21 protein-coding genes are annotated in these 21,405 nt (G+C 52.4%); 11 read left to right on the forward strand and 10 right to left on the reverse strand.

Annotated elements, in window-relative coordinates; all coding sequences use genetic code 11:
* Window positions 1–55 precede the first annotated feature (55 nt).
* The 3 genes from clpP to bolA form a co-directional block, all read right to left on the reverse strand.
* Window positions 56–679, reverse strand: a complete 624-nt coding sequence (gene clpP, locus I6L53_RS16345; RefSeq protein WP_002891804.1) for an ATP-dependent Clp endopeptidase proteolytic subunit ClpP — start codon at window positions 677–679, stop codon at window positions 56–58.
* Between the two features lie 245 nt (window positions 680–924).
* Complete coding sequence (gene tig / locus I6L53_RS16350; RefSeq protein ID WP_042324508.1) at window positions 925–2,223, reverse strand: trigger factor; 1,299 nt, start codon at window positions 2,221–2,223, stop codon at window positions 925–927.
* Window positions 2,224–2,564: 341 nt separating this feature from the next.
* A complete protein-coding gene (bolA, locus tag I6L53_RS16355; protein WP_042324511.1) occupies window positions 2,565–2,882 on the reverse strand; it encodes a transcriptional regulator BolA in 318 nt (105 codons plus the stop codon).
* 307 nt (window positions 2,883–3,189) lie between these two features.
* On the opposite strand from bolA, the gene I6L53_RS16360 reads away from it, so the two are divergent.
* The 7 genes from I6L53_RS16360 to cyoE all read left to right on the forward strand — a co-directional run bounded on the left by I6L53_RS16360 (window position 3,190) and on the right by cyoE (window position 10,543).
* On the forward strand, window positions 3,190–3,768 hold the full coding sequence (locus I6L53_RS16360; RefSeq protein WP_042324513.1) for a lipoprotein: 579 nt from the start codon (window positions 3,190–3,192) through the stop codon (window positions 3,766–3,768).
* A 46-nt stretch (window positions 3,769–3,814) separates the two neighbouring features.
* Window positions 3,815–5,290, forward strand: coding sequence for a muropeptide MFS transporter AmpG (gene ampG, locus I6L53_RS16365; RefSeq protein ID WP_042324514.1), 1,476 nt, complete (start codon window positions 3,815–3,817; stop codon window positions 5,288–5,290).
* A 458-nt stretch (window positions 5,291–5,748) separates the two neighbouring features.
* A complete protein-coding gene (cyoA, locus tag I6L53_RS16370; RefSeq protein ID WP_042324516.1) occupies window positions 5,749–6,705 on the forward strand; it encodes a cytochrome o ubiquinol oxidase subunit II in 957 nt (318 codons plus the stop codon).
* Window positions 6,706–6,716: 11 nt separating this feature from the next.
* Window positions 6,717–8,708, forward strand: coding sequence for a cytochrome o ubiquinol oxidase subunit I (gene cyoB / locus I6L53_RS16375; RefSeq protein ID WP_042324518.1), 1,992 nt, complete (start codon window positions 6,717–6,719; stop codon window positions 8,706–8,708).
* Window positions 8,698–9,312: a cytochrome o ubiquinol oxidase subunit III gene (locus I6L53_RS16380; protein WP_042324519.1), complete on the forward strand. Its 615-nt coding sequence runs from the start codon at window positions 8,698–8,700 to the stop codon at window positions 9,310–9,312. The genes cyoB and I6L53_RS16380 overlap by 11 nt, the downstream gene beginning before the upstream one ends.
* A complete protein-coding gene (locus tag I6L53_RS16385; RefSeq protein WP_032176034.1) occupies window positions 9,312–9,641 on the forward strand; it encodes a cytochrome o ubiquinol oxidase subunit IV in 330 nt (109 codons plus the stop codon). Before I6L53_RS16380 ends, I6L53_RS16385 begins: the two co-directional genes overlap by 1 nt.
* Before the next feature lie 11 nt (window positions 9,642–9,652).
* The gene (cyoE, locus tag I6L53_RS16390; RefSeq protein WP_084196653.1) at window positions 9,653–10,543 is read left to right on the forward strand and encodes a heme o synthase; all 891 of its coding nucleotides are present in this window, start codon (window positions 9,653–9,655) and stop codon (window positions 10,541–10,543) included.
* 97 nt (window positions 10,544–10,640) lie between these two features.
* Here cyoE and I6L53_RS16395 read toward each other — a convergent pair whose 3' ends face one another.
* Together I6L53_RS16395 and I6L53_RS16400 are read right to left on the reverse strand one after the other, a co-directional pair.
* Window positions 10,641–11,000 (reverse strand): DUF1493 family protein, encoded by a 360-nt coding sequence (locus tag I6L53_RS16395; RefSeq protein ID WP_042324524.1) that lies wholly within the window; start codon window positions 10,998–11,000, stop codon window positions 10,641–10,643.
* On the reverse strand, window positions 11,000–11,449 hold the full coding sequence (locus I6L53_RS16400) for an STM2901 family protein (protein WP_042324526.1): 450 nt from the start codon (window positions 11,447–11,449) through the stop codon (window positions 11,000–11,002). Before I6L53_RS16400 ends, I6L53_RS16395 begins: the two co-directional genes overlap by 1 nt.
* 196 nt (window positions 11,450–11,645) lie before the next feature.
* Here I6L53_RS16400 and I6L53_RS16405 point away from each other — a divergent pair, with 196 nt between their 5' ends.
* Window positions 11,646–13,010 (forward strand): MFS transporter, encoded by a 1,365-nt coding sequence (locus I6L53_RS16405; protein WP_042324529.1) that lies wholly within the window; start codon window positions 11,646–11,648, stop codon window positions 13,008–13,010.
* Between the two features lie 36 nt (window positions 13,011–13,046).
* Here the strand turns inward: I6L53_RS16405 and I6L53_RS16410 are convergent, their stop codons facing one another.
* Window positions 13,047–13,538 (reverse strand): YajQ family cyclic di-GMP-binding protein, encoded by a 492-nt coding sequence (locus I6L53_RS16410; RefSeq protein ID WP_042324531.1) that lies wholly within the window; start codon window positions 13,536–13,538, stop codon window positions 13,047–13,049.
* Window positions 13,539–13,651: 113 nt separating this feature from the next.
* Here I6L53_RS16410 and panE point away from each other — a divergent pair, with 113 nt between their 5' ends.
* Window positions 13,652–14,563 (forward strand): 2-dehydropantoate 2-reductase, encoded by a 912-nt coding sequence (panE, locus tag I6L53_RS16415; protein ID WP_042324534.1) that lies wholly within the window; start codon window positions 13,652–13,654, stop codon window positions 14,561–14,563.
* Complete coding sequence (yajL, locus tag I6L53_RS16420) at window positions 14,526–15,116, forward strand: protein deglycase YajL (RefSeq protein WP_042324537.1); 591 nt, start codon at window positions 14,526–14,528, stop codon at window positions 15,114–15,116. The genes panE and yajL overlap by 38 nt, the downstream gene beginning before the upstream one ends.
* A 128-nt stretch (window positions 15,117–15,244) precedes the next feature.
* On the opposite strand, the gene I6L53_RS16425 is transcribed toward yajL, so the two are convergent.
* From I6L53_RS16425 to I6L53_RS16435, 3 genes are read right to left on the reverse strand one after another with little or no spacing between them, the layout of a single operon-like run.
* Window positions 15,245–16,033, reverse strand: coding sequence for a dimethyl sulfoxide reductase anchor subunit family protein (locus tag I6L53_RS16425; RefSeq protein ID WP_042324539.1), 789 nt, complete (start codon window positions 16,031–16,033; stop codon window positions 15,245–15,247).
* A gap of 10 nt (window positions 16,034–16,043) precedes the next feature.
* Window positions 16,044–16,589, reverse strand: coding sequence for a 4Fe-4S dicluster domain-containing protein (locus I6L53_RS16430; RefSeq protein ID WP_042324540.1), 546 nt, complete (start codon window positions 16,587–16,589; stop codon window positions 16,044–16,046).
* A gap of 5 nt (window positions 16,590–16,594) precedes the next feature.
* A complete protein-coding gene (locus I6L53_RS16435; protein WP_042324542.1) occupies window positions 16,595–18,928 on the reverse strand; it encodes a molybdopterin-containing oxidoreductase family protein in 2,334 nt (777 codons plus the stop codon).
* Window positions 18,929–19,099: 171 nt separating this feature from the next.
* On the opposite strand from I6L53_RS16435, the gene I6L53_RS16440 reads away from it, so the two are divergent.
* On the forward strand, window positions 19,100–19,795 hold the full coding sequence (locus I6L53_RS16440; protein ID WP_042324543.1) for an IclR family transcriptional regulator: 696 nt from the start codon (window positions 19,100–19,102) through the stop codon (window positions 19,793–19,795).
* Between the two features lie 36 nt (window positions 19,796–19,831).
* Here the strand turns inward: I6L53_RS16440 and thiI are convergent, their stop codons facing one another.
* A complete protein-coding gene (thiI, locus tag I6L53_RS16445; RefSeq protein WP_042324545.1) occupies window positions 19,832–21,280 on the reverse strand; it encodes a tRNA uracil 4-sulfurtransferase ThiI in 1,449 nt (482 codons plus the stop codon).
* Window positions 21,281–21,405: the final 125 nt, after the last annotated feature.

A 21,405-nucleotide genomic window follows, 5' to 3' on the forward strand; every position in this document is an offset into this window, starting at 1 on the left:
TTTGTCGCGTTGTGCCGCCCCTGGTAAGTATAGCGGCAGAGTTGCGCCCCGGGCATCAATTACGATGGGTCAAAATCGAGTCGACTAAGCCATACTCAACTGCCTCAGCGGCAGAGAGGAAGCGATCGCGCTCAGTATCACGCTCAATCTGCTCAAGAGATTGACCCGTATGGTGTGCCATAAGTTCGTTCATGCGCCCTTTTACTTTCAGAATTTCACGGGCGTGAATTTCAATATCTGTTGCCTGGCCCTGGTAACCGCCCAACGGCTGGTGAATCATAACGCGGGAATTCGGCAGGCAGAAACGTTTACCTTTCGCCCCGGCTGTCAGCAAGAACGCGCCCATCGAGGCCGCCTGTCCCATACAGATGGTGCTGACGTCTGGCTTAATAAACTGCATGGTGTCATAAATCGACATGCCTGCGGTGATCACACCGCCCGGAGAGTTAATGTACAGGTAGATATCTTTTTCCGGGTTTTCCGCTTCCAGGAACAGCATCTGCGCCACAATCAGGTTGGCCATATGATCTTCAACCTGGCCGGTCAGAAAAATGACACGTTCCTTAAGTAGACGAGAGTAGATATCAAAAGAGCGCTCACCACGTGAGGTCTGTTCAATGACCATCGGCACCAGCGCCATATGGGGTGCAAAGTTATCTCGTTCGCCGCTGTATGACATTTCCGTCTCCTGGATAAAAAATGAAAAAACCTGCTGTACCGATTGTAACCTTATGGACGGATTATCAGCTAGTCCCTCTGTTATGGGTACGGCATCGCCATAATTCAAGCATAACAATCTTTTGCTTTAACGCTAACACCGAAAAACGCTTTTTCGCACTCTTCCATGCAAAAGCCGTGACAAAAAAAAGACCCGCCACCAGACGGTGACGGGCCTTTGTGCGAATTTCGCGCGATTAAGCGGAATTACGCCTGCTGGTTCATCAGCTCATTGAAGGTCGTGGCTTTTTCAGTCACTTTGGCTTTCGCCAGAACCGCTTCAACAGCCTGTTCTTCCAGAGCGACGTTACGCATGTTGTCCATCAGCTCTTTATTTTTGCTGTAGAACTCGATCACTTCTTTCGGATCTTCGTAAGCAGAAGCCATCTCTTCGATCAGGCCCTTCACGCGATCTTCATCCGCTTTCAGTTCGTTGGTGCGAATCACTTCGCCCAGCAGCAGACCTACCACTACACGACGCTTAGCCTGTTCTTCGAACAGTTCACGCGGCAGTTCCAGAGCCTGTTTCTCGTTACCGCCGAAGCGCTGAGCAGCCTGACGACGCAGAACGTCGATTTCGCTGTCGATCAGAGCAGCAGGAACGTCGATGTCGTTCGCTTTCACCAGACCGTCGATCGCCTGAGATTTAATACGGTTACGCACTGCGCCTTTCAGCTCGCGTTCCATGTTTTTACGTACTTCAGTACGCAGACCGGCAACGGAACCATCTTCAACGCCGAAACGTTTGATGAATTCTTCAGTCAGTTCCGGCAGCTCACGCTCTTCCACTTTCTTCAGGTTGATGGCGAATTTCGCCGCTTTACCTTTCAGGTTTTCAGCGTGGTAGTCTTCCGGGAAAGTCACGTCGATGGTGAACTCTTCGCCAGCTTTGTGACCTTTGATACCGTCTTCAAAGCCTGGGATCATACGACCCTGGCCCATCGCCAGTACGAAATCAGACGCTTTGCCACCTTCGAATTCTTCGCCGTCTACAGAGCCGGTGAAGTCGAGAGTGACGCGGTCTTCTGCATCTGCAGCGCCGTCTTTATCTTTCCAGGTCGCCTGCTGCTTGCGCAGGGTGTCCAGCATTACGTCAACATCTGCATCGGTAACGTCAACAACCGGTTTTTCAACTTCGATTGCGTCCAGACCGGTCAGTTCAACTTCCGGATAGACTTCGAATTCAACCGCGTAGGTGAAGTCTTCACCCAGTTTGTATTCGCCCGGAACATAGTTCGGCGCGCCAGCTGGATTGATTTTTTCTTTGATGATGGCATCAACGAAGTTGCGGCTCATCAGGTCACCCAGAACGTCCTGGCGAACAGACGCGCCATAACGCTGAGCAACAACATTCATCGGTACTTTGCCTTTACGGAAGCCGTCAATACGCACTTTCTTCGCTACGTTGACCAGCTCGCTTTTAACAGCGGTCTCGATGCTGTCAGCAGCGATAGTAATCGTTACACGGCGGCCAAGGCCTTGAGTGGTTTCAACTGAAACTTGCATCTTGTTACCTCAAAAAATCACAGTGCTCGGTCAACTCTACTCCGCAAGCACAGATTATTAGCTTCGCGGAACCGGGATGTTCTCGTAATCAATCACATTCCCTGTCGTCAGAATCATCCCGAAGACATTCAAATAAGACGCGGCATTATAGCGGCATCACTTTTATGAGTCGAGAACGGTTATTGCACGTTGCTGCGGCATTTTTCACAATTCCCGGCTATTTTTGCCCTGAAAAGGGTTTGACCCGTGCAAAATTCAGACAAAACAAAACGGCCCGCAGGCCGTTTTCACATAATCATTAGCAACATACTGGAAAAACGCCAGCGGTTGCAAATGCGTTTTTAAGCGATGCTTCCCGCACCGCGACATGGCGGTGACGCAAAGATCGTATCCTGCAACCCTTCCCACTCTTTGATGGTATAAGTATGCAGAGCCAGTGCATGAACCGTGGTGGATAATTCTGCGGTTAATGTACCGTAGATCATGCGATGACGATTCAAAAAACGCTCGCCGGTAAAGCGATCGCTAACCAGAACGACTTTAAAATGGCTTTCTGAACCAGCCGGGACATTGTGACGATAACTCTCATCCACAACTTCGAGGAACACGGGTTGGAACGCTGCCCTTAATTTTTCTTCTATTTGCTCACGTATCATCATGATATATCTCCTCAAACGTCGCTGAGATGTCACCCATCCCTTTAAATATTAGCCGCTTTTACCGGTTTCATTACACCATTACAACAAAAATTTAGCCTTCGTCTGATTTTCACCATCAAAGCGATGAAGTTTACTGATTCAACCCATTGGTGGATGGCATAAACGCCGAATTTGATCCCTTTAACCTCATTATTCGGACAACATGATGAATTTACATGCGTTACCCACTTCCCCTCACCGTTGGCGATGTTATGATGGCGGGAATTATTCTCTATCCATATGATTAAGAGTTACTGAGAGCACGAACATGTTAAAAAAAATCCTCTTCCCGTTAATCGCGCTTTTCATGTTGGCAGGCTGTGCGACACCGCCAACCACGATTGACGTTTCACCTAAAATCACGCTTCCACAGCAGGATCCCAGCCTGATGGGTGTGACCGTCAGCATTAATGGTGCCGATCAACGTCCGGACCAGGCGCTGGCGAAAGTGACCCGTGACAATCAACTGGTTACCCTGACCGCGTCTCGCGATCTGCGCTTCCTGTTACAGGAAGTACTGGAAAAACAGATGACCTCCCGCGGCTATATGGTGGGCCCGAACGGTGCGGTCAACCTGCAGATTATTGTGAACCAGCTGTACGCCGATGTATCTCAGGGCAACGTTCGCTATAACATCGCGACCAAAGCGGATATCGCTATCATCGCCACCGCGGCAAATGGCAATAAAATGACCAAAAACTACCGTGCCAGCTACACGGTTGAAGGGGCTTTCCAGGCCACCAACAAGAATATCGCTAATGCGGTTAACAGCGTCCTGACGGACACTATCGCTGACATGTCTCAGGACACCAGCGTCCACGATTTCATCAAGCAAAACGCGCGTTAATTCCACTTTCTGACCCGGCGCCTCGCCGGGTCAGTTTTATATGCCCATGTCCAATCATTACTTACGCATTTTTCAGCAACCGAAATCAGCCATTTTGCTGATGCTAGGTTTTGCCTCCGGTCTGCCGCTCGCGCTGACTTCCGGTACGCTTCAGGCGTGGATGACCGTCGAGAATATCGATCTGAAAACCATCGGTTTCTTTTCGCTGGTCGGTCAGGCTTATGTCTTTAAGTTTCTCTGGTCCCCGGTCATGGACCGCTACACGCCGCCCTTTTTAGGCCGTCGGCGCGGATGGTTACTGACGACACAATGCCTCTTATTGATTTCCATCGCCGCAATGGGCTTTCTGGAACCAGGAACTCAATTACGCTGGATGGCGGCGCTGGCGGTAGTGATTGCCTTTTGCTCTGCCTCGCAGGACATCGTATTTGACGCCTGGAAAACGGACGTCTTAGCCGCAGAAGAACGAGGTGCCGGTGCGGCAATCAGCGTCCTCGGCTACCGTCTCGGAATGCTGGTGTCAGGTGGACTGGCTCTGTGGATGGCCGACCGCTGGCTCGGCTGGCAGGGCATGTACTGGCTGATGGCGGCGTTACTGATCCCCTGTATTATTTCCACGCTGCTCGCCCCCGAGCCGACCGACAGCATACCGGTGCCAAAAACGCTGGAGCAGGCGGTGGTCGCCCCGCTGCGCGATTTCTTCGGTCGCAACAACGCCTGGCTAATTTTGCTGCTCATCATCCTTTATAAGCTGGGTGATGCCTTCGCGATGACCCTGACCACAACCTTTTTGATTCGTGGCGTTGGCTTCGACGCAGGTGAAGTGGGAGTCGTCAATAAAACGCTCGGATTGATTGCTACCATTATTGGCGCGCTGTACGGCGGGCTATTGATGCAACGTTTGACGCTGTTTCGCGCATTGCTGCTTTTCGGCATTCTACAGGGCATCTCCAACGCCGGATACTGGCTCCTTTCGGTAACCGACAAGCATATGTTCAGTATGGCTGCTGCGGTGTTTTTCGAAAACCTTTGCGGGGGAATGGGCACGTCAGCGTTTGTCGCGCTGCTGATGACGCTGTGTAATAAGTCGTTTTCTGCCACCCAGTTCGCCCTGCTGTCGGCACTCTCCGCCGTGGGGCGCGTCTATGTTGGCCCGGTTGCCGGTTGGTTTGTCGAAGCTCACGGCTGGTCGACGTTTTATCTTTTCTCGGTTGTGGCTGCCGTTCCGGGTCTGCTATTGCTGTTGGTGTGCCGGCAAACGCTGGAGTACACCCGACAGCGTGAAAGTTTCTTGCCGCGTACGGAGTTCCGTTCGGCCTACAGTCTGGCGCTATGGATCCTGATGGCAGGATGCGCGTTGCTCGCCGTCTGGCTACTGCTCCTGTCGATGAACGCGCTGGACTTCACTAACTTCTCCTTCCTCGCTGGACTGCTGGAAGTGGCGGTGACTGTCGCCATTTTCGGCATCATATTTGGCGGATTGCTCGATTATCTGGCGCTGCGCAAAACGCGGCTGGTATGAATTGCTGCTCTTATTTAGCCGGTGTAATCACCCTGCGTAATTATATCGGCCAAATAATCAGCAACTAAAAAAATAATATTTGTTGTTTTGTGCGCAATAGAATCTGGAAATTATTGACGCCTTTTATAGGTTTTATTTTCCTTACTCGATTCAGCCTGAACACATTTATTTTTTGTGTTTTATTTGTCTATTTATTGATAATCAGTTGTTAAACAATTGTTTTATTTTCACATTGGTTATACCAATTGCCCTTTCGTCACCTCCCTGAAACCGCCTTTCGTTATAACGTGATGTTGCAACAGGTTCTTAATGCAGTTGCGACATATCTTGCAACATCTGTGACACGGGCGGCAGAACCCGGTAACACAGATCCAATGATGTTTACAGTAATGTAACCTTCCCGTAAAATGCCCACACACTTTAAACGCCACCCGGTCCCGTGGAATTGAGGTCGTTAAATGAGACTCAGGAAATACAATAAAAGTTTGGGATGGATGTCATTAATTGCAGGCACTGCATTACTCAGTGGCTGTAATTCGGCGCTGTTAGATCCCAAAGGACAGATTGGACTGGAGCAACGTTCACTGATACTGACGGCATTTGGCCTGATGTTGATTGTCGTTATTCCTGCAATCTTGATGGCTGTAGGTTTTGCCTGGAAGTACCGTGCAAGCAATAAAGATGCGAAGTATAGCCCGAACTGGTCACACTCCAATAAAGTGGAAGCGGTGGTCTGGACGGTACCTATCTTAATCATTATCTTCCTTGCTGTGCTGACCTGGAAAACCACTCACGCTCTTGAGCCAAGCAAGCCGCTGGCGCATGACGAGAAGCCCATTACCATCGAAGTGGTTTCCATGGACTGGAAATGGTTCTTCATCTACCCGGAACAGGGCATTGCTACCGTGAATGAAATCGCCTTCCCGGCGAACACTCCGGTTTACTTCAAAGTGACCTCCAACTCCGTGATGAACTCCTTCTTTATCCCGCGTCTGGGTAGCCAGATTTATGCCATGGCCGGTATGCAGACTCGACTGCATCTGATCGCCAATGAAGCCGGTACCTATGATGGTATCTCCGCAAGCTATAGCGGACCTGGCTTCTCGGGTATGAAATTCAAGGCTATCGCAACAGAGGACCGCGCCGCATTCGACCAATGGGTTGCTAAAGCGAAACAGTCACCGAACACCATGAGCGACATGGCTGCGTTCGAAAAAGTGGCTACACCAAGCGAATACAACCAGGTGGAATATTTCTCCAACGTGAAGCCCGATTTGTTTAAAGACGTTATTAACAAATTTATGGCTCACGGTCAGAGCATGGACATGACCCAACCAGAAGGTGAGCACAGCTCGCACGAAGGAATGGAAGGCATGGACATGAGCCACGCGGAAGCCGCCAACTCAAGGGGCTGAGGAAGAAAACGATGTTCGGAAAATTATCACTGGATGCAGTCCCGTTCCATGAACCTATCGTCATGGTTACGATCGCTGCCATTATCGTCGGGGGTCTGGCTTTATTAGCCTTGATCACTTACTTCGGTAAGTGGACCTATCTGTGGAAAGAGTGGCTCACGTCCGTTGACCACAAGCGTCTTGGCATCATGTATGTCATCGTCGCTATCGTGATGCTGCTGCGTGGCTTTGCCGACGCCATCATGATGCGTAGCCAGCAGGCGCTGGCCTCTGCGGGTGAAGCGGGCTTCCTGCCGCCTCACCACTACGACCAGATCTTCACGGCTCACGGCGTGATCATGATCTTCTTCGTAGCAATGCCATTCGTTATCGGTCTGATGAACCTGGTGGTTCCGCTGCAGATCGGTGCACGTGACGTTGCGTTCCCGTTCCTGAACAACCTGAGCTTCTGGTTCACCGTTGTCGGCGTTATCCTGGTTAACCTGTCTCTGGGCGTCGGTGAGTTCGCACAGACCGGCTGGCTGGCCTATCCGCCACTTTCGGGAATAGAGTACAGTCCCAGCGTCGGGGTCGATTACTGGATCTGGAGTCTCCAGCTATCCGGTATTGGTACGACGTTAACCGGTATCAACTTCTTCGTTACCATTCTGAAGATGCGTGCGCCGGGCATGACCATGTTCAAAATGCCCGTATTTACCTGGGCATCACTGTGCGCGAACATCCTGATTATCGCGTCGTTCCCAATCCTGACGGTTACCGTCGCGTTGCTGACCCTGGATCGCTATCTGGGTACCCATTTCTTTACCAACGATATGGGCGGCAACATGATGATGTACATCAACCTGATTTGGGCCTGGGGCCATCCGGAAGTGTACATTCTGGTTCTGCCGGTGTTCGGGGTGTTCTCCGAAATCGCGGCGACCTTCTCGCGTAAACGTCTGTTTGGTTACACCTCGCTGGTCTGGGCGACCGTGTGTATTACCGTGCTGTCGTTCATCGTCTGGCTGCACCACTTCTTCACCATGGGTGCTGGCGCGAACGTAAACGCCTTCTTCGGTATTACCACCATGATTATCGCCATCCCGACCGGGGTGAAGATCTTCAACTGGCTGTTCACCATGTATCAAGGCCGCATCGTTTTCCACTCAGCCATGCTGTGGACGATTGGCTTCATCGTGACCTTCTCAGTCGGCGGGATGACCGGCGTTCTGCTGGCGGTTCCGGGCGCGGACTTCGTGCTGCACAACAGTCTGTTCCTGATTGCGCACTTCCATAACGTCATCATCGGCGGTGTGGTCTTTGGGTGCTTCGCCGGTATGACCTACTGGTGGCCAAAAGCGTTTGGCTTCACGCTGAACGAAACCTGGGGTAAACGCGCATTCTGGTTGTGGATCATCGGCTTCTTCGTGGCATTTATGCCGCTGTACGTGCTGGGCTTCATGGGGATGACCCGCCGTCTCAGCCAGCAGATTGACCCGCAGTTCCACCCGATGCTGGTTGTTGCCGCCTGCGGCGCCGCGCTGATTGCACTGGGTATCCTGTGCCAGCTGATTCAGATCTTCGTCTCTATTCGCGACCGCGAACAGAACCGTGACCTGACCGGTGACCCGTGGGGTGGTCGTACGCTGGAGTGGGCAACCTCTTCTCCGCCGCCGTTCTACAACTTTGCCGTTGTGCCGCACGTTCACGAGCGTGATGCATTCTGGGAAATGAAAGAGAAAGGTGAAGCGTACAAACAGCCTGCGCATTATGAAGAAATTCATATGCCGAAAAACAGCGGTGCGGGCATTGTGATTGCGGCGTTCTCCACCGTCTTCGGTTTCGCCATGATCTGGCATATCTGGTGGCTGGCGATTGTAGGCTTCGCAGGCATGATCATCAGCTGGATTGTGAAAAGCTTTGACGAGGACGTGGACTACTACGTACCAGTCCCGGAAGTCGAAAAACTGGAAAACCAGCATTTCGATGAGATTTCTAAGGCAGGGCTGAAAAATGGCAACTGATACTTTAGCGCACGCGACTGCCCACGCGCACGAACACGGGCACCACGATGCAGGCCAGACCAAAATCTTCGGATTCTGGATCTACCTGATGAGCGACTGCATTCTGTTCTCTATTCTGTTCGCAACCTATGCCGTTCTGGTGAACGGCACCGCAGGTGGCCCGACAGGTAAGGACATTTTCGAGCTGCCGTTCGTTCTGGTTGAAACTTTCCTGCTGTTGTTCAGCTCCATCACCTACGGCATGGCGGCGATCGCCATGCACAAGAACAACAAAAGCCAGGTGGTTTCCTGGCTGGCGTTGACCTTCTTGTTCGGTGCCGGATTCATCGGGATGGAAATCTATGAATTCCATCACCTGATTGTGAACAGTATGGGCCCGGATCGTAGCGGTTTCCTGTCAGCGTTCTTTGCGCTGGTCGGCACTCACGGTCTGCACGTGACATCCGGTCTTATCTGGATGGCCGTACTGATGGTGCAAGTCGCCCGTCGTGGCCTGACCAGCACCAACCGTACCCGCATCATGTGCCTGAGCCTGTTCTGGCACTTCCTGGATGTGGTGTGGATCTGTGTGTTCACTGTTGTTTATCTGATGGGGGCGATGTAATGAGTCATTCTACCGATCACAGCGGCGCGTCCCATGGCAGCGTAAAAACCTACATGACAGGTTTTATCCTGTCGATCATCCTGACGGTCATTCCGTTCTGGATGGTAATGACGGGTGCTGCCTCTCCGGCCGTAATTCTGGGGACTATCCTGGCAATGGCAGTGGTGCAGATTCTGGTGCATCTGGTGTGCTTCCTGCACATGAACACCAAGTCTGATGAAGGCTGGAACATGACGGCTTTTGTCTTTACCGTGTTGATCATCGCCATCCTGGTTGTCGGTTCCATCTGGATCATGTGGAACCTCAACTACAATATGATGATGCACTAAGAGCGGCGGTTATGATGTTTAAGCAATACCTGCAAGTAACGAAACCAGGCATCATCTTTGGCAACCTGATCTCAGTGATCGGGGGATTCCTGCTGGCCTCGAAGGGCAGCATCGACTATCCCCTGTTCATCTACACGTTGGTCGGAGTGTCACTGGTTGTGGCGTCGGGTTGTGTATTTAACAACTACATCGACAGGGATATCGACAGGAAGATGGAAAGGACCAAAAACCGGGTGCTGGTTAAGGGACTGATCTCTCCTGGCGTCTCGCTGGTGTACGCCACCCTGCTGGGTATTGCTGGCTTCATGCTGCTGTGGTTTGGCGCGAATCCTCTGGCCTGCTGGCTGGGTGTGATGGGCTTTGTGGTTTATGTGGGCGTTTACAGTCTGTATATGAAACGCCACTCAGTCTACGGGACGCTGATCGGCTCTCTCTCCGGCGCCGCGCCGCCGGTGATCGGCTACTGCGCAGTAACCGGTGAGTTCGACAGCGGCGCGCTTATTCTGCTGGCGATTTTCAGCCTGTGGCAGATGCCGCACTCTTATGCCATCGCGATTTTCCGCTTTAAGGATTATCAGGCGGCTAACATCCCGGTTCTGCCGGTGGTGAAAGGCATCTCTGTCGCCAAGAACCACATCACGCTGTACATCGTGGCATTTGCTATCGCCACGCTGATGCTAACTCTGGGCGGCTATGCAGGTTATAAATACCTGATTGTTGCTGCGGCGGTGAGCGTCTGGTGGTTGGGCATGGCGCTGCGCGGTTACAAAGTGGAAGATGACAGAGTCTGGGCGCGCAAGCTGTTCGGCTTCTCCATCATCGCCATCACCGCGCTCTCTGTGATGATGTCCGTCGACTTTATGGTGCCGGATTCACACAATCTGCTGACCTACGTCTGGTAAGACCAAATTACGCGGTAAAAGGGTGCTTCGGCACCCTTTTTATTTGTGCACTGTAAAACCTGATTACGCTTCGTTTATCAGGGCAACTTGTCTGTCGTTATGCATCGTCTTTTGAATGGCTATTTCTCACTTCAAATAACCATTTCCCCGCCTCCGCTGATTCCGCAAACATCCTTACAGTTAAAGGCAAGCGTGTGGCCTCTACTTCTTCCCGCTTAGCTTTGAACCAGCGCGTCAGAAGTGGTGTGTTTTCCCAGGGGAAGTAACGAGTCCAGTTAACCTCTGATAAATCAACATCGAATGCTTTCTCGTACCGGTCTAAAGCGCAGTGAAGGTCATCACCGGGAGCATCAAACAAATCTGAGTCAAGCTCTAAAGGGATCTCTTTCCAGTCATCATCCAATTCACTCGAAATCTCATCCCTGAACATCTCTAGAACATTGTTAGTTATCGTCATTAAAAGGAGGTCCACTTTATACGATCGCCTGGTCGGACAATCATATTATATTTCTCTTGTGTACGATTTGAGATTCGATACAGGGTTGTTACGAGTGAAGCCCAACCGAGCCAGGGTGTATAACGTGCGATAACGGCTGCAAGACTCGTCGTAGTCCTTATCTTTACACCTACAGGTGTTTTTACCCTTATCCCAAAAGGCGTTTTAACATCCTTCAGAATCATACGTGCATATTTCGAAATAACGCTAGTCCCCTTAATAGCCCCATCTGGTTTCGTTCTTGTCCTTAACCATGGTTGACCTGCAAGGATCGCAGCCCCAGAGACGGAATCAATCCCCATCTCGTTACAGAATTCTTCCAGGAAAATGATGTCGAGTAACTCACCCGGCGTTAAGTTAGTCGAGCCGTGATAAAAGTACGTCCCATTTGCTTCTTCCGTCGTATCCATTCGCCGCTCCTTGCGCTATCTGACAATGCTTTCAATGTAAATGGCCGAAAAGTAATGTCAAATGAAATAATTTAAAAAAAACTAATAACAGACATTATTAACTCATAATTCCTTCTACACCGATCCGCATAATGTTGTGGTTTACCCCATTCCTTCCCCGCTTTACACTAGGCGCGAAATTGAGACAGAGGTGGGAATGAACGATTATAAAATGACGCCGGGTGAGTTGCGCGCCACCTGGGGTTTAGGGACCGTATTTTCTCTGCGCATGCTTGGCATGTTTATGGTCCTGCCAGTTCTGACCACATACGGTATGGCCCTACAGGGTGCCAGCGAAGCCTTAATTGGCCTCGCCATCGGCATCTATGGTCTGGCACAGGCCATTTTTCAGATCCCTTTTGGATTACTCTCCGATCGCATCGGTCGCAAACCGCTGATTGTCGGTGGCCTCGCCGTGTTTATTCTCGGCAGCATCATTGCCGCACTGTCGGACTCCATCTGGGGCATTATTCTTGGCCGTGCGTTACAGGGATCGGGGGCGATTGCCGCAGCGGTGATGGCGCTACTGTCAGACTTAACCCGCGAACAAAATCGCACGAAGGCGATGGCGTTTATTGGCGTAAGCTTTGGTATCACCTTCGCGATTGCGATGGTGCTCGGGCCGGTAATCACTCACGCCCTGGGGCTCAACGCCCTCTTCTGGATGATTGCAATCCTGGCGACGCTTGGGATCGTCCTGACGCTGTGGGTCGTACCCGACAGCGCCAACCACGTGCTTAATCGCGAATCGGGGATGGTTAAAGGCAGTTTTAGTAAGGTATTAGCGGAACCGAAACTCTTGAAGCTCAACTTCGGCATCATGTGTCTGCACATTCTGCTGATGTCCACTTTCGTTGCCCTTCCAGGCCAGCTTGCAGATGCCGGTCTGCCAGCGGCAGAGCACTGGAAAGTGTATCTGGTGACGATGCTGATTTCGTTTGGTTCGGTCGTCCCATTCATTATCTATGCCGAAGTAAAGCGCCGGATGAAACGGGTGTTCCTGTTCTGCGTGGCGCTGATTGTCATCGCCGAGATTGTTCTCTGGGGCGCGGGCAACCATTTCTGGGAACTGATTATCGGCGTGCAACTGTTCTTCCTCGCCTTCAACCTGATGGAAGCACTCCTTCCGTCACTGATCAGCAAAGAATCTCCGGCAGGCTACAAAGGGACGGCAATGGGGGTGTATTCCACCAGCCAGTTCCTCGGCGTCGCGTTAGGGGGATCGCTGGGCGGCTGGATTGACGGAATGTTTGACGGGCAGACCGTTTTTCTTGTCGGCGCGTTTTTAGCCGTTGTCTGGCTCGCTGTCGCCAGCACCATGAAAGAGCCGCCGTATGTCAGCAGCCTGCGGGTCGTCATTCCGCCGGAGATTGCTGCCGATGACGTGCTGAAACAACGCTTGCTGGCAACAAAAGGCGTCAGTGAAGTGTTGATTGCACAACAGGAACATTCTGCTTACGTGAAGATAGACAGCAAAGTGACCAACCGCTTTGAGGTTGAGCAGGTCATCAGCCGGGCGTAAAAAGGGAAACGGTCCGGAAAACCGGACCGTGAAAGATTAATCGCGGAAGTTTTTAAACTGGAACGGCTGCCCTAAATCGCCGCCGCGTACCAGCGCCATCACGGACTGGAGGTCATCACGGGATTTCCCGGTCACGCGAATCTCTTCCCCCTGAATCTGCGCCTGCACTTTCAGCTTGCTGTCTTTAATCAGCTTAACAATTTTCTTCTGAACCGCGCTCTCAATGCCCTGCTTCAGTTTCGCTTCCACAAACCAGGTCTTCCCGCTGTGAACGAACTCTTCCGGCACATCGAGCGACGTCCCTTCAATGCCGCGTTTAAGCAGCTTGGCACGCAGAATGTCCAGCAACTGGTTAACCTGGAAATCGGATTCGCTCAGCACTTTGATGGTTTTATTGGCATCGTTGAGCTCAAATGTTGCTTCAACGCCGCGAAAATCAAAGCGTGACTCAACTTCACGGATGGCGTTATCTACGCCGTTACGTGCTTCCTGAAGATCAACTTCAGAGACAATATCGAAAGATGGCATCTTTTCCTCTCCCTTCATTTTTGATGCGAAGCATAATACCTGCAAAGTCTCTCAACAGACAGCGCTATACTATGGTAGCAAACACCTGGTGCTGTTGCGGGTGAGGAGGAAGAATGAAAATTACCGTACTGGGATGCGGAGCCTTAGGGCAATTATGGCTTTCGGCGCTGTGCAAACAGGGACATGAGGTACAGGGTTGGCTGCGCGTTCCGCAACCCTATTGCAGCGTGAATGTAATTGAGACGGATGGGTCGCTATTTAACGAATCCCTGACGGCAAACGATCCGGAGTTTTTAGCCACCAGCGATCTGCTACTGGTGACGCTGAAAGCGTGGCAGGTTTCTGACGCGGTCAAAGCACTGGCGTCGACGCTGCCGGAAACAACACCCATTCTGTTGATCCATAACGGCATGGGAACGATCGAAGAACTGCGAAACATTCACCAACCGCTACTGATGGGGACTACCACCCACGCTGCACGGCGCGATGGCAATGTCATTATCCATGTCGCGAACGGCACCACGCGTATTGGTCCGGCGCGCGAGCAGGATGGCGATTTCAGCTATCTTGCCGATCTCTTGCAATGCGTACTGCCCGACGTCGCCTGGCATAACAACATTCGTGCCGAAATGTGGCGCAAGCTGGCGGTGAACTGCGTGATCAATCCCCTGACTGCGCTGTGGAACTGCCCGAATGGCGAACTGCGTAACCATCCTGAAGAGATCAACCTGATTTGCCAGGAAGTTGCGGCGGTTATTGAGCGCGAAGGTCACCATACATCGGTCGACGATTTACGTTATTATGTTGAGCAAGTCATTGACAGTACGGCAGAAAATATCTCATCCATGTTGCAGGATATCCGGGCCCTGCGTCATACCGAGATCGACTACATTACCGGATACCTGCTGAAACGCGCCCGTGCCCACGGGATCGCAGTGCCGGAAAACAGCCGTTTGTTTGAGTTAGTAAAGCGAAAGGAGAGTGAGTATGAGCGCATCGGCACTGGTATGCCTCGCCCCTGGTAGTGAAGAAACCGAAGCGGTGACCACTATCGATCTGCTGGTTCGTGGCGGGATTAGCGTCACCACTGCAAGCGTCGCCAGCGACGGCAGTCTGACGATTGTCTGCTCGCGCGGCGTTAAACTACTGGCGGATGCGCCGCTGGTTGCCGTGGCTGATGGCGACTACGACATCATCGTTCTGCCGGGCGGTATTAAAGGCGCTGAGTGTTTTCGCGACAGTACGCTGCTGATCGAAACCGTTAAGCAGTTTCACCGTTCCGGACGGATTGTCGCCGCCATTTGTGCGGCAGCCGCCACCGTACTCGTTCCGCATGACATTTTCCCCATCGGCAACATGACAGGCTTTCCGGCGCTGAAAGACAAAATTCCCCCTGAACAATGGCAGGATAAACGTGTGGTGTGGGACCCGCGGGTGAAGTTGCTCACCAGTCAGGCCCCGGGCACCTCAATCGATTTTGCTTTAAAGATTATTGACCTGCTGGTTGGGCGCGAGAAAGCCCATGAAGTCGCCTCACAACTGGTGATGGCGGCAGGCATTTATAATTACTACGAGTAAGATGACGCAACGCTTGTCTGTCTCCAGGCCGGATAAGATGCTTTAGCGTCGCCATCCGGCATCATCGTTGTGTTAAAGCCTGATGGCGCTACGCTTATCAGGCCTACAGTCAGCCTCCGACAAATCATTCAGAACCAGGGCGCGGTACTCATCACATTGCTGTAAAACAGCATTCTGCCAGCCAGTTCTCCCGTGATGATTAATGCCACCCATACCCAACTGCGCATCCCGTTGTTCAGGCGCGATATCCCCCACACCGCGACACACACGCTGGCGAACAGTTGCCACCAGAGCAGAGGGCTTGACGCATCGGCGCCAGGAATCTGATAGCGGATCCCCAGCGCGCTGGCGCTCAGCACAATCCCTATCACAATTCCCACATTACAGATCGTTGAGGATGGCAGATGCCAGTAAGCTCTGACGACGGCGATGCTCATAAACCCCGTCAGAAACGCCGTCCCCAGAAAAGCGACAGGCGTTGCTGCGCTGTGCCAGAGCGGGTGCAGCGGGATCTGGTAATACACCTGAGATGTCACCAGAATGGTGCCCAGCCCCACCAGCGCCGTCGCACCCCCCAGCAGTATCACCGCGCGCTGTACAGGCTTGAACCAGCACAACAGTAGCCAACAAAACATCACGCCATTGAGCACGATAAACGCGGCCACTTCCCGACTGAGCCAGGAGATCTCCAGGCCAGTAAGGGAACGGTAAGCACCTTCAGGCGATCCCAAATGCGCCAGCGACGCGCAGGAACCCAGCACAGTGATGATCCAGAATCGCAGCGCCAGCATACGGTACTGCACGGTACTGAATTTCCGCTTACGACCAGACTGGCACAAGGTAAGCGCCAGCACGCCGCCGATGCCCCACTGGGCGAAGACGGTAAAGAAGACCAATGGCAATTCATAGTGTTCCATTTCGTTCTCCTCAATCCCGCGGCGGAATAATAACAATGTTAGGCTGGCTAATCGTGTGATCGGGCAGGTTGTAGCGTTTTTCCAGCACCGTCCACTGCGTCGTATGTTCCTGACGCAATTCAGCTATCTCGCCAAAACGTAATACCCCTGCCGGACAGGATTCCACGCAGCGCGGCTGTAATCCCTCATCAAGACGTTCAGCACACAGATTACACTTACTGGTTTTCCCCTCGGCAGGATCGTACACCGGTGCGCTCCACGGACAGGCCATGATGCACATCCGGCAGCCAATGCAGCGATCGTGATCCTGAATGACAATGCCGTCTGCGCGCTTACTGTATGTCCCCGCCGGGCAGACTTTCATGCACTGCGGATCATCGCAGTGGTTGCACGACATGCTGATAAAGGCCTGTGTATTGGGTTCATCCGTATGACGTTCGCGCACCCGACGCCAGAGCACCCCCGTCGGCGTCATGTTTTCCGATTTGCAGGCCATGCTACAGGTTTTGCAGCCATAGCAATTTTGCATATCAATAAGAAATCCATACTGTTTCATAATGATTAAGCCTCCCTTCTCACATCCACCAGCGTACTGTTACAGCAGTGTCCATTCCCCAGCACCTCCACCTGATCGTTAGTAACATGGCTGCTGCTTCCTCCCTGCTGCTCCCACCAACCGTTATCCAGACTCACCACTCCGCGTTTGATATGCGGGGTCACATCGGCAATCGCCCGATGCTGCCCGCGATGATTGAATACCACGACCCACTCTCCGGGCTGAATCTGACGCTGGCGGGCATCTTCCGGGTGGATCATCACGTTCGGACGATTACGCTGAACCTCAAGGATCCATTCGTTCATGCCATGACTGGAATGCACGCTGCGCGCCAGTTTGCGCTGCACCGCCATTAACGGGTAAGTCTGCGCCAGTTCAGGCGATCCTTTGACCGACTCTTTCACCTGCTTCCAGGTCACTACTGGCAGAAACTCTTTTTTGCTCCACTCCTCGATATACAGGTGCGCTTTTCCGGTCGAAGTAAGAAACTTACCGTCTTTAAACGGGATCCAGTCATCCTCGACAGGACATACTGGCCCTTTTTTCAACATGTCACGGGTGATACCCGAGCCTTTCAGACAGGTGTCGATATAGTGCTCAATCGGCTGGTTAAAGACCTCGCCAAAACCAAAGCGCTCGGCCAGACGGGCAAAAATCCAGTAATCGGGTTTGGCTTCTCCCGGAGGTTCCACCGCTTTCTCCATCAGTTGCACATAGTGGCTGCGCACGCCCGCCATAAGGCTGACATCCTCAAAAATGGTCGTGACAGGAAGTACCAGATCGGCATACAGCGCGGACGAGCTCATCAGGTTATCGGCTACCACCACAAAGGGCACTTTCTTAAAGGCCTCTCTCACCTGATTGGTATTGGGCAGTTGGGTCATCGCGCCCAGCGTCATGTTCCACCAGAATTTAATCGCGTGCGGTTTTTCGTTAACGACCCAGTCACCGATTTTGGGAATAGGAATGGGGGGAATTTTGGCTGCATTTGGCGCGGGTGGAACGATGGGCGAGAATTTTGCCATCTGGCGAACGCCCCCCGCATCGCAGACTCCAGCCCCGGCTTTACCGATATTGCCGGTGATCAGCGCCAGATAGAACTGGCTGGCGGCAACGTAGGTGCCAAACTCGGTTCGCTGAGCCCCGGACATATTCTGCACAATCATCGCCGGTTGCGTTGAGGCATAATCTCGCGCCAGACGCAGCACCGTCTGCGCGGGTACGTCGGTCTCTTCCTCAACTTTCTGCGCTGTCCAGGGTTTCGCCTGGGCCCAGACGTTATCCAGCACGGTGGTGAACTCACTGTTGGCAGGCAACTCATCGCCGAGCAATGCTGGCATCACGCCGGGATCATCATGGCGTTTCAGGGTCTGGCTTTGGGTATCAAACACCAGGTAACTATCCACGTCCTTAGGATCGGCGCGCATCAGTTGTTGCTGTGAGTCGACCAGGTAGACCGCGCCGGTATGCGCGCGCAGGAAATCCGCGTCATAACGCTTCTCCTGCATGATGATGTTAATCATCCCTAACGCCAGGGCAATATCGGTGCCCGGTATGATAGGCACCCATTCGTCGGCTTTGGCCGCCGTTTCGTTAAACCGGGGATCGATCACCACCAGCCGGGCACCGTTTCTCTGCGCCTGCGAGTAGTTTTTAAAATAGGCATGCATGGTGACCGCCGGATTATTCCCCCAGCAGAGAATGTAGCGACTGTCCGCAATAGTGTCGCGAGTATCGGCATAGCGTAGACCCACCATTGGCATCATAGCGGCGGTCACCGCCGCACAGCATAGCGAACCGGCGGTTTTAGTGCTGCCACCGAGATAATCGAAGAAGGCTTTGCCCATATCATTCTTGATAGAATCCATGTTCCCCGAAGCGGCGGTGAGCAGTAAGCCCTTATTTCCCTCAGTGGCAATGGTTTCCCGGATGTTCTTTTCAATGAGATCCAGCGCAGCATCCCAGCTAATCGGCTGAAATTTCCCCTCGCCTTTTTCCCCTATGCGTAGCAGCGGTTTTGTCAACCGTAACGGGTGATAGACCCATTTGGTGCGGCTAATTCCCCGCAAGCAGCATTTCACATTGAAGCCTTTCGTCGCTTCAATTTTCATTAAGCGGTCTTTCCAGACATACGCCGTCAGGTTGCAGTGCAAACACTCCATTGCGCAGGTCGAGCGAAACGTCTGGTAATCCGTTTGCTTAAGACGAACCCGGGGCAACGGTGAACCGTTGGCCTGCCGCAGCGTCAGAAACGTTGGCACCAGTGACGACAACCCCACTACGCCGAGCCCTTTTAGCAGGGTTCTTCTTTTTAAATGAATATTGCTCAATGCGTCCATGTTCTTGCCTCTAAAAAAAGTTCATTATTAGTTAACCCAGGTTAACCAGTAATTAACTTGAGAGAGGTCAAGATCATCCCATTTAGGCGTAACGGCCTTTTTGAATTGCGAAGACAGTCAGGATTTCTGTCGCAATGGTATAATCGTGAAGAATTAATCAAGAGAACGCATATGGCTGAAACATCACAAGGGGTCAATTCGGTTGATATCGCCGTCAACATTCTGACGTTTATTGCCAGTCAAAACGGTCAGGCGCGGGCCATCGATATCGCCGCTGGATGCAACCTGTCCAAGAGTCGTTTACACAAGTATCTGGTTTCACTCTGTCGAACCGGTATGTTGGGGCAAAACGAAAAAGGACTCTATTGTCTTGGATCGACACTTTTTCAGATGGCGGGCAATCCAACGGCTGCACGCGATCCGGTAAGTGAACTCAATACGGCGCTGATCGCATTTCGCGATACCTTTAACCACTCTACCGGCGTGGTGGTGGCGATGGGTGACGGATTAGTGCTGAAACACTACCATCGCAGCTTCCGTAATGTGGATATCGATTTTCTGCCCAATACCCCCGTTCCGCTGCACGCCAGTTCAGCAGGTCAGGTGTTCATGAGTTATTCCGACTATCAGCCGCAGAATCAGGCACAGAAACAATTGATTGCGCAGATACAGTCTCAGGGCTATGCGGTACGCTACAATCCAACGCAGGGGATCCCTGGCGCACAGTCGATTGCCTGTCCGCTACGGAATGGGAAAGGAGATCTGGTGGCGATTGCCGTAACGATGGGATTCTTCAGTACAGATGTTATCCCGCAGATTGCCGGACAGCTAGTGAGAAGCGTCGCGGCGCTTCATCCGCAGGATTAAGTTTCCCCCGGCGCGGATGGCCGGAGGAAATCGCGGTTACGGGCGATATACCTTCACATTTTCAAAGCCCTGCTCGCGCAGATACAGCGCTTGTAATCGGCTCATCACGCCGCGCTCGCACCACAGCAGCCAGGTTTTATTCTGGTCGAGATCGCCGAATTGCGTGCTCAGCTTGTAGAACGGCAGTGAAACCACCTCCACGCCTTCCACCTTCAGCGGCTTATCATCCTGCTCGTCGATAGCGCGGATATCCAGAATCACGTCGTTCGGACCAAAACCACTGACGGTTTCGACTTCCACCACGTCCTGCTGCGTTTGCTGCGCAATTTCGCGAATATCCACATTGCTTGCTTCTTCAACCACCTTCTCGAGGATGCTGAAGTCAAAGTTCTCTTCTTCTGCTTCAATCTTCGCCTTGATGGCTTTCACCGTCGGGCTTTTTGAAATCACGCCGCAGTATTCCGGCATGGTGCGGGCAAAGTCTTCAGTCCCAATCTGGCGCGCCAGATTGATGATGTGCTCTTTATCGTAAGAAATCAGCGGACGCAGGATCAGCGTATCGGAGACGTTATCGATCAGACGCAGATTGGTCAGCGTCTGGCTGGAAACCTGGCCCAGCGCTTCGCCGGTGACCAGCGCCTGCACGCCATAACGCTCCGCCACTTTCGACGCCGCACGAACCATCATACGTTTGAGCACCACACCCATCTGACCGTCATCGACTTTCTCGAGGATCTCGCCGACCACTGGCTCAAAATTGATGGCGACAAAGCGCACGCGATGCGAGCTGCCGAAGCGGTTCCACAGATAGTGCGCCACTTGACGAACGCCGATTTCATGCGCCGCACCGCCGAGATTAAAGAAGCAGTAGTGAACGCGGCAGCCGCGACGCATCAGCATATAGCTGGAAACCCCGGAGTCGAAACCGCCGGAGATCAGCGAGAGTACATCTTCCTGAGTACCGATCGGGAAACCACCGATCCCTTCGTAACGCCCTTTAATGAGCAGCAGACGATCATCTTCCACTTCCAGATGAACAGTCACATCCGGGTTGGTCAGCTTCACGCGCGCCGATTCAATGTGCTGGTTTAAACCGCCGCCCACGTAACGTTCCACGTCGATAGAGCTAAACTCGTGTTTACCGCGACGTTTAACGCGCACGCAGAAGGTCTTACCTTCCAGCCGATCGCGGTATTGCGCCAGCGCCTTCTCGAAAATATCGTGCATGTCGGTAAACGGCACGTCTTCGACTTCGAGAATGTGGTGAATCCCTGGGATGCGGGTCAGCGCGTCGCGGATCGCCAGACGCTGGTTTTCATCTTTCGCGCGAACTTCGATGTTATCCCAGTGGCGGACAACGGCGAGGGTCTCATCATAGTGCTTTAAAACGTTACGAATGTTCCCGGTCAGCATTTTTATAAAGCGCAAACGCACAGATTGGCTTTTGATGGTAATTTCCGGGAACAATTTAATGATAAACTTCATGGCGGCAATGGTTCTTTAGCAAGCCAGTTACGGCTTGTATTGGAGAAATAGTACAGCAACCCCGTTAAGCGGCTGCATCCAGGCGCGGAAGTATACCACTATCATACGATTCCTGTGCACATTGC

Origin of the sequence: Citrobacter farmeri (assembly GCF_019048065.1) — a bacterium.
Classification (GTDB): domain Bacteria; phylum Pseudomonadota; class Gammaproteobacteria; order Enterobacterales; family Enterobacteriaceae; genus Citrobacter_A; species Citrobacter_A farmeri.

Bases quoted from the DNA above. Each gene is read 5' to 3' on its own strand.
- clpP (WP_002891804.1), bottom strand. From the start codon at position 679: ATGTCATACAGCGGCGAACGAGATAACTTTGCACCCCATATGGCGCTG.
- tig (WP_042324508.1), bottom strand. From the start codon at position 2,223: ATGCAAGTTTCAGTTGAAACCACTCAAGGCCTTGGCCGCCGTGTAACG.
- bolA (WP_042324511.1), bottom strand. From the start codon at position 2,882: ATGATGATACGTGAGCAAATAGAAGAAAAATTAAGGGCAGCGTTCCAA.
- I6L53_RS16360 (WP_042324513.1), top strand. From the start codon at position 3,190: ATGTTAAAAAAAATCCTCTTCCCGTTAATCGCGCTTTTCATGTTGGCA.
- ampG (WP_042324514.1), top strand. From the start codon at position 3,815: ATGTCCAATCATTACTTACGCATTTTTCAGCAACCGAAATCAGCCATT.
- cyoA (WP_042324516.1), top strand. From the start codon at position 5,749: ATGAGACTCAGGAAATACAATAAAAGTTTGGGATGGATGTCATTAATT.
- cyoB (WP_042324518.1), top strand. From the start codon at position 6,717: ATGTTCGGAAAATTATCACTGGATGCAGTCCCGTTCCATGAACCTATC.
- I6L53_RS16380 (WP_042324519.1), top strand. From the start codon at position 8,698: ATGGCAACTGATACTTTAGCGCACGCGACTGCCCACGCGCACGAACAC.
- I6L53_RS16385 (WP_032176034.1), top strand. From the start codon at position 9,312: ATGAGTCATTCTACCGATCACAGCGGCGCGTCCCATGGCAGCGTAAAA.
- cyoE (WP_084196653.1), top strand. From the start codon at position 9,653: ATGATGTTTAAGCAATACCTGCAAGTAACGAAACCAGGCATCATCTTT.
- I6L53_RS16395 (WP_042324524.1), bottom strand. From the start codon at position 11,000: ATGACGATAACTAACAATGTTCTAGAGATGTTCAGGGATGAGATTTCG.
- I6L53_RS16400 (WP_042324526.1), bottom strand. From the start codon at position 11,449: ATGGATACGACGGAAGAAGCAAATGGGACGTACTTTTATCACGGCTCG.
- I6L53_RS16405 (WP_042324529.1), top strand. From the start codon at position 11,646: ATGAACGATTATAAAATGACGCCGGGTGAGTTGCGCGCCACCTGGGGT.
- I6L53_RS16410 (WP_042324531.1), bottom strand. From the start codon at position 13,538: ATGCCATCTTTCGATATTGTCTCTGAAGTTGATCTTCAGGAAGCACGT.
- panE (WP_042324534.1), top strand. From the start codon at position 13,652: ATGAAAATTACCGTACTGGGATGCGGAGCCTTAGGGCAATTATGGCTT.
- yajL (WP_042324537.1), top strand. From the start codon at position 14,526: ATGAGCGCATCGGCACTGGTATGCCTCGCCCCTGGTAGTGAAGAAACC.
- I6L53_RS16425 (WP_042324539.1), bottom strand. From the start codon at position 16,033: ATGGAACACTATGAATTGCCATTGGTCTTCTTTACCGTCTTCGCCCAG.
- I6L53_RS16430 (WP_042324540.1), bottom strand. From the start codon at position 16,589: ATGAAACAGTATGGATTTCTTATTGATATGCAAAATTGCTATGGCTGC.
- I6L53_RS16435 (WP_042324542.1), bottom strand. From the start codon at position 18,928: ATGGACGCATTGAGCAATATTCATTTAAAAAGAAGAACCCTGCTAAAA.
- I6L53_RS16440 (WP_042324543.1), top strand. From the start codon at position 19,100: ATGGCTGAAACATCACAAGGGGTCAATTCGGTTGATATCGCCGTCAAC.
- thiI (WP_042324545.1), bottom strand. From the start codon at position 21,280: ATGAAGTTTATCATTAAATTGTTCCCGGAAATTACCATCAAAAGCCAA.